Source organism: Streptococcus suis (genome assembly GCF_002960625.1).
In the GTDB taxonomy this organism is placed as follows: domain Bacteria; phylum Bacillota; class Bacilli; order Lactobacillales; family Streptococcaceae; genus Streptococcus; species Streptococcus suis_T.
The window spans coordinates 1-14,871 of record NZ_POJH01000055.1 but is presented as its reverse complement, the minus strand read 5'-3'; the positions used below and the strand labels follow the sequence as shown (position 1 = coordinate 14,871).

Here is a 14,871-nt window from a genome sequence, read left to right as displayed (position 1 = left end):
GTAAGAAAAATGGCAGCTATCACATTGAAAGTTTCTGAGCAGGACAAGCTCTTTATGCAGGCTATGGCAAAATTTGAAGGTGTGAGTTTGTCAGAACTCATTCGGACTAAAACCCTTGAAGCCCTTGAAGATGAGTACGACGCCCGTGTGGCAGATATTGCTTGGGCAGAATACCAAGAAGACTTGGCGAATGGAATTGAGCCGATAACACTAGAACAAATGGCTGAGGAGTTGGGCATTGAGTTATAAGGTTATTTTGTCCGCTAAGGCTCAAAAGCAAATTCGAAAGATGGATAAAACTGCTGCAAGTTTGATTTTGCGGTATCTTTACAAGCATATTGACGGTTGCGACAATCCCAGACAATACGGAAAAGCCTTGACTGCTAATCGTTCTGGCCAATGGCGGTACCGTATCGGTAATTACAGGGTCATCGTCAGCATTGAGGATGAAAAATTGATTGTAACGGCCCTTGAAGTCGGGCATCGGAAAGAAATATATAAATAGAAAGCCAAGACTTGTGTCCTGGCTTTTGCAGAATGAAGATGATGAAAAAAGAGAAGATTTATATTGTTGAAGATGATGAGATGATTGTACAGCTCTTGAAGCAGCATCTGGGAAAATCATATCAGGTAGAAAGTGTGCAGAATTTCCGAGCAGTTAGTCAGGAAGTTGCGGAACTCAAGCCAGACTTGGTGCTGATGGACATTAGCCTGCCTTATTACAACGGCTTTTACTGGACGACAGAAATCCGTAAAACCATGACCATGCCCATTATCTTTATCTCCTCTAGCGATGATGAGATGAATGCAGTTATGGCTATGAACATGGGTGGTGATGATTTTGTGTCTAAGCCGTTTTCTCTGGGGATTTTGGATGCCAAAATCGGTGCCTTTCTGCGTCGGGTCAATCAATTCAGCAAATCAACCGATTTGTCTATCGACCAATTCCAGCTTAGTTTAGACGGGCGATTTTCAAACGAATCGGAACAGGTTCAATTGTCTCCTACGGAAACCAAGATTTTGTCCGCCTTACTAGAACGACAAGGGCAGATTGTTAGCAAGGATGAACTCTTGGAAAAACTCTGGGAAAATGAAGAATTTATTGACCAGAATACACTCAATGTCAACATGACCAGATTACGTAAGAAGGTGAGCGAAGTGGGATTTGACCGTATCCATACGGTTCGTGGCGTGGGGTACTTGGTCAAATGATAGCAAAATTTATCCGTGAATACCGGAGTTTTTATTTCGCCTATCTGGTCTTGGCTGGTAGTTTTATCTTGCTCTTTTTACTTTACAAACTGCCCACCGAATTCCTGCAAAACGCTCTGCTATTGTCCCTAACCCTCTTAATCCTTCTGACTGCAGGGCTTTTCTGGAAGTTTCGCAACCGCATGAGAGCCTTGGAAGACTATGTCCATGAAGAAGCTTTGCCCCTGCTGAATAAGCCTGTGGACCTTGCCTATCTCAACTTGATTGAGGCGGAGAAGGAGGCGACGCGGGAGCAGCTCTTGGATTATAAGTCACGGGAAGAGGACCTGCAAGCCATGGTCAAAATGTGGTCCCACCAGATGAAAGTGCCTCTGGCTGCCCTGTCTTTAATGAGCCAGACTGACAATCTCAATCAGAAAGATGTCGACCACCAGCTCTTACGCTTGGACAATTATATGGCAAATCTCCTCAATTACCTCAAACTGACCAACCATGCCAGCGATTTTCGCTTTGAGCAGGTGGAAGCGAGAGAAGTAGTGATCGATTTGGTCAAAAAATACCGCAATCAGTTCTTGCAAAAAGACATTTCGGTGACCATTGATGGAAATTGGCTACTGAAAACCGACAGAAAATGGCTTAGTTTTGCCCTATCACAGATTATCGACAACGCCCTCAAGTACAATAAGACTGGTGGTAAGGTAGCCATTGAATTGAATGAGGGAATTTCCGTTACTGATACGGGAATTGGCATTTTGGCAGAAGATATTCCACGTCTGTTTGATGAGGGATTTACAGGTTTTAATGGCCGTGAACATCAAAAAGCGACAGGTTTTGGGCTTTATTTGACAAAGCGTGTTTTAAGTCAATTAGATTTAGGCATTAAAGTGGAAAGCCGAGTAGACGTCGGCACCACCGTAACCATCACCAAAGTACAGTAGAAGCTGTACTTTTTCCTTTTGAAAGCGTTTTGATTTTGTGATATACTGAAACTACTAGAAAATTAGGAGGTTACTATGTCACACCATCATGTTTTGCAAAACGGTTCAGATATCCGTGGTATTGCCATTGCTACTGACGAATATGCTGTCAATCTCACTCCACAAGCCACCAAGGAAGTGGTTCGCGGACTTATTCATTGGCTAACTCAGAAGCCAGAACTGGCGCAGGCCTATCAAAAAGGGCAATTGACCATCGGTATCGGTCGAGACAGCCGCCTCAGCGGTCCAGATTTGGTCACAGCCTTTACAGAAGAAGCCGTTCGTCTGGGCGTTCAGCTGATTGACTTCGGCATGGCCACCACGCCAGCCCTTTTCATGAGCACCCAGTATCCTCAGTTCAAGTGCCACGCTGGTGTCATGATCACTGCCAGCCACCTGCCTTATTACTTCAACGGTATTAAGATTTTTTCGGAAAATGGCGGAGCAGAGCACGAAGATATTGACTTCATCCTCTCGCATAGTGAAGATTTGCCAGCTTCTTCCCTTGGAAGTGTCGCCAGTGCAGACCTGATGACGCCTTACTCCCAAGACCTCGTAGGCAAAATTCGCTCAGCCTGTGACGGACAAGAAAAACCACTTGCCAATCTCAACATCATCGTCGATGCTGGAAACGGCGCGGGTGGATTCTTTGCTGAGAAAGTGTTGGCAGAATTGGGAGCAGATACCACAGGTTCACAATTCCTAGACCCAGACGGAACCTTCCCAAACCATGTTCCAAACCCAGATAACAAGGAAGCCATGGAAAGCATTCGTCAGGCTGTCTTGAAGCAAGGTGCAGACCTAGGCATTATCTTTGATACCGACGTTGACCGTGCCGCCCTAGTCACCAAGTCAGGTCAAATCCTCAATCGTAACAACCTGATTGCCGTTCTTAGCCAGATTGTCCTAGCTGAACATCCAGGAACCAGCATTGTGACCAATTCTCCAACAACTGAACACCTGAAAGTCTTTATAGAAAGCCTGGGCGGCAAACAAATTCGCTATATTTCAGGCTATCGCAACGTGATTAACCGTGCTATTTTAGCAAACCAAGAGGGAATTGATTGCCAGTTGGCTATCGAAACCTCTGGACACGCTGCCTTTAAGGAAAATTACTTCCTTGATGACGGAACCTATGTGGCTGCTAAGATTCTCATGCTCTTACCAAAATTGCAAGCGGAAGGTAAGTCCTTGGACGACTTGATTGCCCAGCTTAAACAACCGCTGGAAACCCAAGAAGTGCGGTTCAAGCTGGAAGCTACAGACTATCGATCACTTGGTGAACAGGTCATTGCTGAACTCAGAAACACCAACCTCGAAGGCTTTGCTTTTAACCCAGAAAACGAAGAAGGAGTGCGGTTTGACCTGACTGAGCCTTATGGTGACGGCTGGTTCTTGCTCCGTATGAGCCTCCACGAGCCACTCTTGGTCTTGCAGGTGGAAAATGACCAAACTGGCTATATTCCTGCCGTTTTACGAACACTCTCAGCCTTTTTGGACCAGTACCCAGCTGTCAATCAGGAAAAATTGAAAGAATTTCTATAATTGAAAACACGAGTAAGTTTGAGCTTACTCGTGTTATTTTACATAATTTATATTACGTAAAATTATAATTTATCCAGAGCATTTTTCTGCTCATCGTTAACAATATGGGTGTAGAGGTCGGTGACCTGGGTATTGGCATGCCCAAGCTGATGACTGACTAGAACTTGCGACTTGGTGGCGTCGTAGAGGCGAGTTGCCAAGGTATGACGGAGTTTGTGGGGGGTTACGCGTATCTTGAAGTCCGCAGAATACTTAGCCACCATTTTCTCAATGGAAGAATCGTCGATGCGGTTAGGCAGACCACGGTACTCAGACAGGAAGAAGGCTGTATCCGATTTTTCAGCCTTGTAGCGTTGCTGACGGATGCTCATATAGGCTTCCAGATAGGGCTTAGCAAACCCAGCTACATTGACCGAGTCACGCTTGCCACCTTTACGCGTCACCTCAATCATCATCAGCTTGAGGTTGACATCACGGAGGTCCAGATTGACCGCCTCAGACAGACGAACGCCAGATGCCAAGAGAAGTGCCAAAATCGCCAAATCCCGCTCCTTATTTTTCTGGAAGGATGATAGGGCACGTTTGGAGAGATTGACCTGGTATTCCTTGTCCACATAGTCCAAAAACTCCATGGTTTCATCGCCCAAAAAGAGCTTCTGCTTGATATTCTCCGCCCGAGCCGCCAAGGTTTCCTTCTTCTTCTTGGTGGACACCTTCTTCATGACATTGCGGTAGAAGTAGGGCTCGCCCTGCTCATTTTCCACTTCCTCGGTTAAATACTTGAAGAGACTAGAAAGTGCCGACAGGGTACGGTTAATGGTGGTCTGCGACACACCATTCTGCGTGGTATTGGCGTTCAGCAAGGGACGCTCCCGCAGATAAAGAATAAAGGCTTCCATATCTTTTTTTGTCAAATGTTCCAGAACATCCAGAGAAATGTCAGCAATCCGTTCCACAGTGACCAAATCTGAATCCTGCAACCACTCAAAAAAACGACGGTATTCTTTCAAGTATTCATACAAGGTTGTAAAACTGTAAGGCACAGACAATTTTGACTGATAATATTCCAAAACATACCAAGGCATGATTTCTTTTAGCTGTTCAATTTTTTCCAGTAATAACTCACGACGCATGTATTTCTCCTGATTTTAGTTATATGAGTAGTATAGCATAAACTCAGATAAGTTTCAAGAAAATTATAGTTTTCCGGAAAGATGTATGTGAGTATAGTCATATAGATAACCAAAAAAATTTTTTATGAAAAATCAGCTAAAAATGTACTTAATTCAAGGCTAAACTGGAATTTCTAGATACCCTCATTTTTCCATAAAAATGTACTTTATTAACGACAAAACTGGAATTTTTTTCAAAAGTACATTTTTCTAGTTAATTTGATACCTAAAACTATGTTTTCGGACATTGAGATACCTCCATTTTTTATATAAATTTAAAACAAATCTATACTTTAGACCTGTTTTATTATTTTTTAAATTGAACAAAATGAGCTCGTTTTCCCCAAATTTCAAGTTGAAATTAGCCACCCATAGGAAATTCACTCGATACCCTCCCATTATACCAAAAAAATCCAGGCAAGGTAATCTTGTCTGGATTGGTTTATGGCAACATCTGATAGGATGAGCTCTTAGTTATATCTCTTTTTCTTAATTCCTTTCCGTTCACCAGACTTTCCTCGATGGAATTGGCAATCGACTGGTCTGCTTGACGAAAGGCTTCTGCCACCGTGTTCAAGTAGTTATCCAGCTGCTCAACTGTCGAAACAATCTCTTGACTCACTGACTTAAGCTGACTAGTAGTGGAAGCTACCTTTTCTTTCGAAGCATCATCAGAGTCGAAAAAGTCTGCGCTATCTGCGATCATCCCAGACATATCCACATAGCTGGCTTCGATGCTTGTAAGCTGTTCGGGGTTAATTCTATTTTGACTACTCATTCTGAAACCTCCTCAGTTTGTTTGAAATAGCGAAGAAAGTCTTCACGACTATTGACTTCATGTGCTTGACCGTCAATGGAGTACTCTACAGGAATAGTCACCCCTTGATAAAGATCTTCTGGCTGGGGATAAAAGAGTTCCAAATTATCCAAAATGGTCGCAATAGACTCGGAATCCTCCAATAGATAGATAGACTCTTTCTCGAGCAGGGCTTGATAGATTTCTGACTCCGTCTGTGCCAAGACCGACCGATCTATGGTACTTGTCTCCGGAATCACAATCTCACCCTCTTCATTGGTAGTCAAGCTAATAGTATTGTCCAGACCGTAAATTGCAATACCTTGGGAATTCAAATTGGTTTCTAGAACAGTGCTTAAGCCCCAGATATCAACAGGAAATTCTGTTGGTTCTTCCACATTCTCAAAAACCTCCCCTGTTTTAATATCTAAATAAACTGATCGTTTGGATTCACGGCCTTCCCCCACCTTACGGATAACTAGTCGGAGAACTATCTGATTGCCTAGCTGAGATATTTTTCGCCCTCTACTATCATAAATATAGTCTTTATCAAAGTTCTGGATCGCTTGATGGATATCAATCTCTTTTTGACGAATATCAATCTCTTTTTGACGAATATCAATCTCTTTTTGACGAATATCACCCTCTTCAGAAGTGTATACGATAAGTTTAAGATACTCTCCATCCTCCAGTTGATGCCTATCAAACGCTACTTCTCCCAAAAATCCTTGTTTCACAGAGCTCGATTCAGGAATCTCTTTCAAGTGAAAAGAAAGATAGGTGATATAGCCATTCAATGATTCAGGCCATTCTTCTTGATTGACATAGGGAGAGTATGCCAGACGTTTGTCAACTTCTTCCTTGGGAGTAGCTTCCCAGGTGATGAGGGCTGATGAACGCCCTTTCAAAAACTGGTAATCCTCTATGTAACTATCCCAGCTGGTATAGTCATAGTCCTTATTTATCTTACTGTCCTTGTAGAAATAGTAGCCCAGTCCAGAGACTAGGATAAAAACAGCACCCATGACGAGTAGAATAAGTTGTCGCTTACTAATTCTCATCCTACTGACCTCCTTCCTCCTCAAGAATATCGTACTTATTCTCAAGATAGTCCAATATTTGTTATCCTTATTTCTATAAAATTATACCATTTGTTAATAACAAAATACAATATATGATAAAAATTTGTGTAGAGAATTTACCAATTAGAGGAAACATCAAAATATATTGGAGATTTTAATAAATAATAACTGAGGGTGGATGAAATACCACTTATTTCACGCTATGTTGGTATGTCTTCAAATACCTACTATCTCATAGAAAAAAATAGCATTACCCCAAAAAAATCCTTTATAATAATATAATGCGACCGAAAAAAATGTACTTTTGAAAGTGCAGAACTTTATCAAATTGTGGATGATAAATGTACTTTTCAAAAGAGATATCAAGAATAAGATAAACTAATCATTATGTACAATAAATAACCCTATTCAAAAGTACAAAATAAAAATAAAGTACATTTTTCAATCTATGTACTTTATGCTTCTATCCCAGTATTATCAAGGGTTTAGACCATGTACGGTCAATTGTTCATAAATTTTTAGTTTTTCATCTAAACCCACATATGCTATAATACAAACAAATACGAAAGGATGTTTTATGCTAGATTTTGTTCCTGTCAGTCCTGATAATTGGCGAGTTCCGTTATCTGTTTCTCCTGACCAAGCTGAGTTTGTCGCCGATAAGGTAACAACCTTGGCACGTGCCTTTGCTTATAGAATGTTTGATAGCCAGGCTTATTTGATTTACCAGCAAGATTGTCCTGTTGGTCTAGTTTTATACCATGATTTCCCTGAACGACAAGCCTATCTCATCTCTGAATTCTTCATTGATGCCGACTTCCAGCAACAAGGTTTGGGTCGTCAGGCTATGACACAGTTGCTGGAAAAATTCTGCTCAGAAAGAAAATTTTCAGCTGTTCAGCTCTGCATTTTATCCCAAAACAGCCCAGCCAGAACCTTGTATCAATCACTTGGCTTTGTTGAAACGGGCGAATATGATGAAGATGAAATTGTATTGCGATTAGAATTCTAAAAAAAGTTTACACAATATAAATTATGTAAATATAATTAGCTTCTTTGACTGAGCTGCAGGATTAAATCCATAGCTGTTTTTCGATTTCGGAAATAAAGTTTTATTCCACTGGACTTCAAGCGTTTGGTAAAGGCACTTTGACTAAGCTTCATCTTCTCGGCAATTGGCTTTTGCTTAAATTCTTCCTGATAGATTTTATTGCTGATTAAGAATTCAAACAAGTCTGTTTGTGAACTATTCCAAGTAGCTTTGATAAAATCACTTGAAGTAAGTAAAGGATTGATAACACGGTCGATTTGCTTGTATTCAGAAGAAAAAGCAACTAGGCTACTACCATAATCATCCTTATCTTGAATGACCTTTATCGCTTTTTGCGCTTCCCAATAAGCAGGTCCATCCACTCCAATGCTTTGTTTGGGGTCGATGGCTGTCAAAATTTCCCCCAGACCAATTCCAAATTTAATTTCTAGCTGATCACGAAAGGCCAGTTGAATTTGGTCAATCATCAAAAAAATATACGGGTTTGGCTTGCATAGAGCTTGAAACTCATCTCCCTTTGTAAGGGTAAATGGCGATGCTAAGTTCTGGGAAAAAGAATAATTGATACTATTCAGCTGCTGTTTTAGACCTTCTATAGTATTTGAACGCTGAGAAACCTGTTTTGAATGGATAATATTTCCTATTATTGCGATATAATTCATGACTTGTCCTTTGTTTATCGTTATTTTTTCTATTGTAACGGACATCACGGAAAATGTCCAGTATAAGGGATTTCTTTAAAACTTTCCTTTATAACGGAAATTTAAAATGCAAAATAGCGCTCTTTTCTACCATCCTACTCCTATTTTCTATTGCTACAACTTAACCACTTCGAACAAAAAAGTAAAAAGAAGAGATTATTTTCTCTTCTTTTTGGCTTTCTTGATTTTATTGGCTTGGCGTTTCATGGCTTGTTTCATAGCAAACTCACCAATTTTACCTTTCAAACCGCCTCCAAACATTTGGGACATATCTGGCATACCAGCTCCTCCCATCAGTTGGCTCATATCTGGCATTCCTGCACCGCCCATCATGTCTTCAAGAGCAGACATATCCATACCATTCATATTTGGCATATTTTTAGGAAGATTATTTGGGTTAATACCCATTTGCTTCATCATCTTGCTCATATCACCAGACATGACACCTTGCATCATTGTTTTGGCTTGGTTGAAATCTTTGATAAATTTATTAACTTCTACAAAGCTATTTCCTGAACCGTTAGCAATACGACGGCGACGGCTCGGTGTCAACAAATCAGGATTTTCACGTTCAGTTGGTGTCATAGATGATACAATTGCACGTTTTCGTGCAATTTCACGCTCGTCAACTTTTAAGTTGGCAAGGGCTGGGTTACCAGCCATACCTGGAATCATCTTCAGCAGGTCTTCCATAGGTCCCATATTCTGAACTTGGTCCAGCTGATTAATGAAATCGTTGAAATCAAAGGTATTTTCACGCATTTTTTCAGCGAGTTCCAATGATTTCTTCTCGTCGTATTCTTTGCTGGCTTTTTCAATCAAGGTCAGCATGTCACCCATACCTAAGATACGAGAAGACATACGGTCTGGATGGAAGGTTTCAATATCTGTGATTTTTTCACCAGTACCGGTGAATTTGATTGGCTGACCAGTAATGTGACGGACAGACAAGGCTGCACCACCACGTGTATCGCCGTCAATCTTAGTCAAAATCACACCAGTAATAGCCAGTTGATCATTGAATTCACGCGCAACGTTGGCAGCTTCCTGACCAATCATGGCATCGACAACCAAGAGAATTTCATTTGGTTGGGCAAAGTCTTTGATTTCTCTCAATTCGGCCATGAGAGCTTGGTCAATCTGCAAACGACCGGCCGTATCAATCAAGACATAGTCATTATGATTGGCTTTGGCTTGTTCTAAACCTTGGCGTACAATCTCCAGGGCAGGTACTTGATTGCCCAACTCGAATACAGGTACATCAATTTGTTGACCAAGGGTCTTCAACTGGTCAATGGCAGCTGGACGATAAATATCCGCCGCAATCAAGAGAGGACGAGCATTCTCTTCCTGCTTGAGTTTGTTGGCCAGTTTACCTGTGAAGGTTGTTTTACCAGCCCCCTGCAAACCAGCCATCATGATGATGGTTGGAATTTTTGGTGACTTGATAATGTCAGACGTTTCAGACCCCAATACAGCCGTCAATTCTTCATCAACGATTTTGATAATTTGTTGAGCGGGGTTCAGGGTTTCAATAACTTCGTGACCAATGGCACGTTCACGTACTTTTTTGATGAAATCTTTTACAACTGGAAGAGCAACGTCGGCTTCTAGTAAGGCCAGACGGATTTCCTTGGTTGCCTCCTGGATGTCACTCTCAGAAATTTTCCCCTTACGACGTAGGTTTTTAAAAACACTCTGCAAACGTTCTGTTAAGCTTTCAAAAGCCATATACTTCTCCTCTTACTCTCTATTATCAATGCTGGTTAAAATGGCGATTTTTTCCTTCAAATAAGCATCTTCTGGATACTTAGTGAGTATTTCGTCGAAAATCTGACTACGCACCACATAGTCAGAATACATATGCAGCTTCATCTCATAATCTTCCAGCAATTTTTCTGTTCGTTTAATATTGTCATATACCGCTTGACGGCTAACTTGAAATTCCTCAGCAATTTCAGCCAAGCTATAATCATCTGCATAATATAGCTCAATGTAGTTCATTTGCTTATCTGTCAGCAAGGCTGCATAGAATTCAAACAAGGCGTTCATTCGGTTGGTTTTTTCAATTTCCATAAGGTTTATTATATCAAAAATTCCGTCTTAAATAAATAGAAACATCTGCTTCCGTACCTAGAAAACAGATGTAGATTACATAATTTATATTACGTCATACAATCGAGCGTAGAGCTACTAATTATTCTCCAGATAAAACTCGAACCGTTCACCAACATACTGGCTATTGACATACTCAAAGGCTTGACCGTCTTCCAGATAAGAAACCTGCCTTAAAGCTAGAATAGCTTGATTTTTTGAAATTTCTAAATATTTGGCAACCTTCTCATTAGCCAGTCTGGCAAAAATGGTTTGTTTACTTGTTCCGATCCGATAGCCATTATCAATAAGGGTTTTGAAGAAATGGTTAGTCACATCTTCCTTGGGAACGTTCTTAATCAAGCGTTCGGGAATGCTGGCTACCTCATATACCACAGGTACATTATCAGCATAGCGAACCCGCTCCATCCGAATAACGTATTCCCCCTTGCCTAAAGCAAGTTGCTCAACTTCTTTCTCATTTGGTTTGGTACGAGTATAAGACAACAACTGACTGCTCGGCATTTTCCCTTGGAGTTGTACCAATTCAGTAAAAGAGGTTGTTCCACGCATCTTTTCTTGGACCCGTGTGCTGGCTACATAGGTTCCAGACCCCACCTTACGTTGAAGAACTCCTTCTTCGACCAGCAGGGTAATGCCCTGGCGCAAGGTCATCCGTGAAACGCCAAACTCGTCAGCCAAATCGCGCTCACTGGGTAAGCGTTGTCCAACTGCCCAAACTCCCTTGTCAATCTGTTCTTTTAATTTATCATGAATGGTAATATATGCTGCTTTCATCTGATTAGCCTTTCTTACTCCTAGTTTATCAAAATATCCGAAATTTGACCAATCTAGACCGATTTTTATCTGCAAAAACTTTCTAGACAAACAATCATCTGAATTTCCCTATAACAAAATCAGTAAAAACCAGAAAAAAACGAACGCTGTTTTTTCAAAAATCCACCATAGTTTGCAAAACAGATATTTAACAATTATAGTTTGGAAAATGTTCGTTTTTATGATAAAATAAGTAACAGTATTTGAATTATTTTCAAAACGAAAGGGAAAAACATGACAAAACAAGATGTCCAAAAAATTATTGTATTGGATTATGGTAGCCAGTACAATCAGCTCATCTCACGCCGTATTCGTGAGTTTGGTGTCTTTTCTGAATTGAAAAATCACAAGGTTACTGCTGAGGAAGTCCGTGCCATCAATCCGATTGGTATCGTTCTCTCTGGTGGTCCAAACTCTGTTTACGCTGAAAATGCCTTTGATATTGACCCAGAAATCTTTGAATTAGGAATTCCTGTCTTGGGAATTTGCTACGGTATGCAGTTGATTACGCATAAATTGGGTGGTAAGGTACTACCTGCAGGCGAGGCTGGAAACCGTGAATATGGTCAATCAAATCTCCAATTGAAAGCTGAATCAGCCTTATTTGCAAACACACCTGAAGAGCAATTGGTTCTGATGAGCCATGGTGATGCCGTAACTGAAATTCCTGAAGGTTTCCACTTGGTTGGTCTATCCGCTGACTGTCCTTTTGCTGCTATTGAAAACACTGAACGCCGTATCTACGGTATCCAGTTCCACCCAGAAGTTCGTCATTCGGTATATGGCAATGACATTTTGAAAAACTTTGCTTTTGGTATCTGTGGAGCCAAGGGCGACTGGACCATGGAAAACTTCATTGAAACTGAGATCGAAAAAATCCGCCAAACAGTTGGCGACAAGAAAGTTCTACTTGGTCTTTCAGGCGGTGTTGACTCATCTGTTGTCGGTGTCCTTCTTCAACGCGCTATCGGTGACCAATTGACCTGTATTTTCGTTGACCACGGTCTTCTACGTAAGAATGAAGGCGATCAAGTTATGGAGATGTTGGGTGGCAAGTTTGGCCTCAATATTATTCGCGTTGATGCTGCTAAGCGTTTCTTAGACCTACTTGCTGGCGTATCTGACCCTGAAAAGAAACGTAAAATCATCGGTAATGAATTTGTTTACGTCTTTGACGACGAAGCGAGCAAGTTGACGGATGTTGAATTCCTAGCTCAAGGAACGCTTTATACTGATATCATCGAGTCTGGTACCGACACGGCTGAGACCATCAAATCTCACCACAACGTTGGCGGTCTTCCTGAAGATATGCAGTTTAAGTTGATTGAACCGCTCAACACTCTCTTCAAAGATGAGGTACGCGCTTTGGGTACTGCTCTTGGGATGCCTGAGGAAGTTGTATGGCGTCAGCCATTCCCAGGACCAGGTCTTGCTATTCGTGTCATGGGTGAAATCACAGAAGAAAAACTCCAAACTGTTCGTGAATCTGACGCTATCTTGCGTGAGGAAATTGCCAAAGCGGGTCTTGACCGCGATGTATGGCAATATTTCACTGTCAATACTGGCGTTCGCTCCGTAGGTGTCATGGGTGATGGTCGGACATACGACTACACTATCGCTATCCGTGCTATCACTTCTGTCGATGGAATGACTGCTGATTTCGCAAAACTCCCATGGGAAGTCCTTCAGAAAATCTCAGTCCGCATCGTAAACGAAGTTGACCACGTCAACCGCATCGTCTACGATATCACAAGCAAACCACCAGCTACGGTTGAGTGGGAATAATGGAGAGGCTTGATTTACCTTCAAAATAGCGATTCTACAGCAGTTTAGCAGGAACAAACTAGTCTAAAAAGGGTGAATCTTCGTTTGATTCCCCCCTAAATCCCCCCGAAAAAAGAATTAGCTAGAAATTTTTTCTGGCTAATTCTTTTTATATACTATTGATTTGTTTCAAATCCGTCATCAAATTCTTCACTGTGATAAGAACGTTCGTCTCCATCGTTTTCAAATGTTTTTGAAAATAATTCATCAGTATTTGCTGAAGTAAATAGATTGTTAAAATTCGTATACCTATTTGATTGCAAGGCATTCCAGTCATCCCCTAGAGGTATTTTTTTAGGTAACTCTTTCGCCTCCCCTTTAAATACTATTGAATCACAACAAAAAAGGCAATCAACTAAGTTTTTCTTAATTGATTGCCTGGTATCTTCTTAAAGACTTGAAATCCCCTCAAAAACCCGATATAATGGGTTTACAGATATTTAAGTATCTGATTAATAAAGTAATTAAATACTTTACCAAATTTTGGGTCTCGACTTCTTTAATTGATTGGTGGTAATCAATTAAGGCTCGCAGTTAAAGTTTCTCAGGCTTTAACTGGTCGTGGCTCTTTTTTTGTATTCTTTATTCAGTTCGTTGTTTCGTTATATCTAGTATATCGCTTTTTTCTTCTTCCATTTCTAACTCCAATGTTACTTGTTCTGTTTCTGGTTCTGGTTCTGTTGGCTCATTTGGGATTAAATCCACTACTAGCGTTGAGTTAGTTAACTTTGCAATTTGTTCTAGTGTTTTTATGGTTGGATCTGATTTTCCTGATTCTATTCGTGAATAATTTGATCTACTCATTTCTAATTCTTGGGAGAATTTTTCTTTTGATTTGGTACCTCTCATCTTTTTTAAGCTTTCTCTAAATGCTAGTTCCAAGTTTCTCCCCCCTCTTTTTGTGTCATAAAATTCACGCTTTATTTAAATTATAGCTTTTAATATCTTAATAAACAAGTGATTAATCACTTGTGATTTGTGATTAATCACTTGTGATTTGTGATAAGTGATTTGTGATTAATATATAAAAGCCCTCTTTAAAGGGCTTTTATGTTTATTTTGAGAAAGATATAAAATCAATATATCCCTTTTCTCCGATTTTTACAACGGCATTGTAGGACTTTCTATCTTTCGTTTTGATTCCTTTTACCAGGGTTTCTTTTCCCTCTAGTAATTCTTTTACATTTGTTTTGGTGAGTTTTTTCTTTCTAAAATGTTCAGCTAAAGTGAAGGTACATTCAGGATAATTTGAACAACCATAAAACGATTTTTTTAATACAATATTGTTGCCACACTTAGGACATTTTCCTACAAGGGGTCCCGAGCGCTTAGTGGGAATTTGTACCCCTTATCGATACAAATTCCCCGTAGGCGCTAGGGACCTCTTTAGCTCCTTGGAAGCTGTCAGTAGTATACCTAATAATTTATCTACATTCCCTTTAGTAACGTGTAACTTTCCAAATTTACAAAAGCGACTCATAGAATTATTTCCTCCCGTTAAATAATAGATAACTATTAAAAATAGACAATACTTGCTCATAAGTAACGGTACTTAAATTGTTTACTTTGGCGTGTTTCAT

At 40.5% G+C, this 14,871-nt stretch carries 15 protein-coding genes and 2 pseudogenes; 7 read left to right on the top strand and 10 right to left on the bottom strand.

Going from position 1 to position 14,871, the window contains the following annotated elements; translation table 11 throughout:
* Window positions 1-9 precede the first annotated feature (9 nt).
* From relB to C1G49_RS10490, 5 genes are all read left to right on the top strand, one after another.
* Complete coding sequence (gene relB, locus C1G49_RS10510; protein WP_015646833.1) at window positions 10-249, top strand: type II toxin-antitoxin system RelB family antitoxin; 240 nt, start codon at window positions 10-12, stop codon at window positions 247-249.
* Window positions 239-505 (top strand): type II toxin-antitoxin system RelE family toxin, encoded by a 267-nt coding sequence (locus tag C1G49_RS10505; protein ID WP_105125620.1) that lies wholly within the window; start codon window positions 239-241, stop codon window positions 503-505. The genes relB and C1G49_RS10505 overlap by 11 nt, the downstream gene beginning before the upstream one ends.
* Window positions 506-543: 38 nt before the next feature.
* Window positions 544-1,212 carry a DNA-binding response regulator gene (locus C1G49_RS10500; protein WP_161942120.1) on the top strand — a complete coding sequence of 223 codons (669 nt, stop codon included), beginning with the start codon at window positions 544-546 and terminating at the stop codon, window positions 1,210-1,212.
* Window positions 1,209-2,150, top strand: a complete 942-nt coding sequence (locus C1G49_RS10495) for a sensor histidine kinase (protein WP_105125618.1) — start codon at window positions 1,209-1,211, stop codon at window positions 2,148-2,150. Before C1G49_RS10500 ends, C1G49_RS10495 begins: the two co-directional genes overlap by 4 nt.
* A gap of 75 nt (window positions 2,151-2,225) precedes the next feature.
* Window positions 2,226-3,734 (top strand): phosphomannomutase/phosphoglucomutase, encoded by a 1,509-nt coding sequence (locus C1G49_RS10490; protein WP_105125617.1) that lies wholly within the window; start codon window positions 2,226-2,228, stop codon window positions 3,732-3,734.
* 62 nt (window positions 3,735-3,796) lie between these two features.
* On the opposite strand, the gene xerS is transcribed toward C1G49_RS10490, so the two are convergent.
* The 3 genes from xerS to C1G49_RS10475 form a co-directional block, all read right to left on the bottom strand.
* Window positions 3,797-4,867 carry a tyrosine recombinase XerS gene (gene xerS / locus C1G49_RS10485; RefSeq protein WP_105125616.1) on the bottom strand — a complete coding sequence of 357 codons (1,071 nt, stop codon included), beginning with the start codon at window positions 4,865-4,867 and terminating at the stop codon, window positions 3,797-3,799.
* 481 nt (window positions 4,868-5,348) lie between these two features.
* Window positions 5,349-5,684, bottom strand: coding sequence for a hypothetical protein (locus C1G49_RS10480; RefSeq protein WP_105125615.1), 336 nt, complete (start codon window positions 5,682-5,684; stop codon window positions 5,349-5,351).
* Complete coding sequence (locus tag C1G49_RS10475; RefSeq protein WP_105125614.1) at window positions 5,681-6,763, bottom strand: hypothetical protein; 1,083 nt, start codon at window positions 6,761-6,763, stop codon at window positions 5,681-5,683. The genes C1G49_RS10480 and C1G49_RS10475 overlap by 4 nt, the downstream gene beginning before the upstream one ends.
* A gap of 598 nt (window positions 6,764-7,361) precedes the next feature.
* Here C1G49_RS10475 and C1G49_RS10470 point away from each other — a divergent pair.
* Entirely contained in the window at window positions 7,362-7,796 is a 435-nt protein-coding gene (locus tag C1G49_RS10470) for a GNAT family N-acetyltransferase (RefSeq protein ID WP_105125613.1), read from the top strand.
* 35 nt (window positions 7,797-7,831) lie between these two features.
* On the opposite strand, the gene C1G49_RS10465 is transcribed toward C1G49_RS10470, so the two are convergent.
* The 4 genes from C1G49_RS10465 to C1G49_RS10450 all read right to left on the bottom strand — a co-directional run bounded on the left by C1G49_RS10465 (window position 7,832) and on the right by C1G49_RS10450 (window position 11,428).
* The gene (locus C1G49_RS10465; RefSeq protein ID WP_105125612.1) at window positions 7,832-8,497 is read right to left on the bottom strand and encodes a SatD family protein; all 666 of its coding nucleotides are present in this window, start codon (window positions 8,495-8,497) and stop codon (window positions 7,832-7,834) included.
* A 195-nt stretch (window positions 8,498-8,692) separates the two neighbouring features.
* Window positions 8,693-10,267 carry a signal recognition particle protein gene (gene ffh, locus C1G49_RS10460; RefSeq protein ID WP_105125611.1) on the bottom strand — a complete coding sequence of 525 codons (1,575 nt, stop codon included), beginning with the start codon at window positions 10,265-10,267 and terminating at the stop codon, window positions 8,693-8,695.
* A gap of 12 nt (window positions 10,268-10,279) precedes the next feature.
* On the bottom strand, window positions 10,280-10,612 hold the full coding sequence (locus C1G49_RS10455) for a putative DNA-binding protein (protein WP_024378637.1): 333 nt from the start codon (window positions 10,610-10,612) through the stop codon (window positions 10,280-10,282).
* A 117-nt stretch (window positions 10,613-10,729) separates the two neighbouring features.
* Complete coding sequence (locus C1G49_RS10450) at window positions 10,730-11,428, bottom strand: GntR family transcriptional regulator (protein WP_105114737.1); 699 nt, start codon at window positions 11,426-11,428, stop codon at window positions 10,730-10,732.
* Window positions 11,429-11,701: 273 nt separating this feature from the next.
* Here C1G49_RS10450 and guaA point away from each other — a divergent pair, with 273 nt between their 5' ends.
* Complete coding sequence (gene guaA, locus C1G49_RS10445; protein ID WP_105125610.1) at window positions 11,702-13,252, top strand: glutamine-hydrolyzing GMP synthase; 1,551 nt, start codon at window positions 11,702-11,704, stop codon at window positions 13,250-13,252.
* 621 nt (window positions 13,253-13,873) lie between these two features.
* On the opposite strand, the gene C1G49_RS10440 is transcribed toward guaA, so the two are convergent.
* The 3 genes and pseudogenes from C1G49_RS10440 to C1G49_RS10425 all read right to left on the bottom strand — a co-directional run.
* The gene (locus tag C1G49_RS10440; protein WP_044765915.1) at window positions 13,874-14,173 is read right to left on the bottom strand and encodes a helix-turn-helix transcriptional regulator; all 300 of its coding nucleotides are present in this window, start codon (window positions 14,171-14,173) and stop codon (window positions 13,874-13,876) included.
* 172 nt (window positions 14,174-14,345) lie between these two features.
* Window positions 14,346-14,606: pseudogene (locus C1G49_RS10435) on the bottom strand (topoisomerase DNA-binding C4 zinc finger domain-containing protein); the annotation flags it as partial.
* 169 nt (window positions 14,607-14,775) lie between these two features.
* Window positions 14,776-14,871: pseudogene (locus tag C1G49_RS10425) on the bottom strand (23S rRNA (adenine(2058)-N(6))-methyltransferase Erm(B)); the annotation flags it as partial.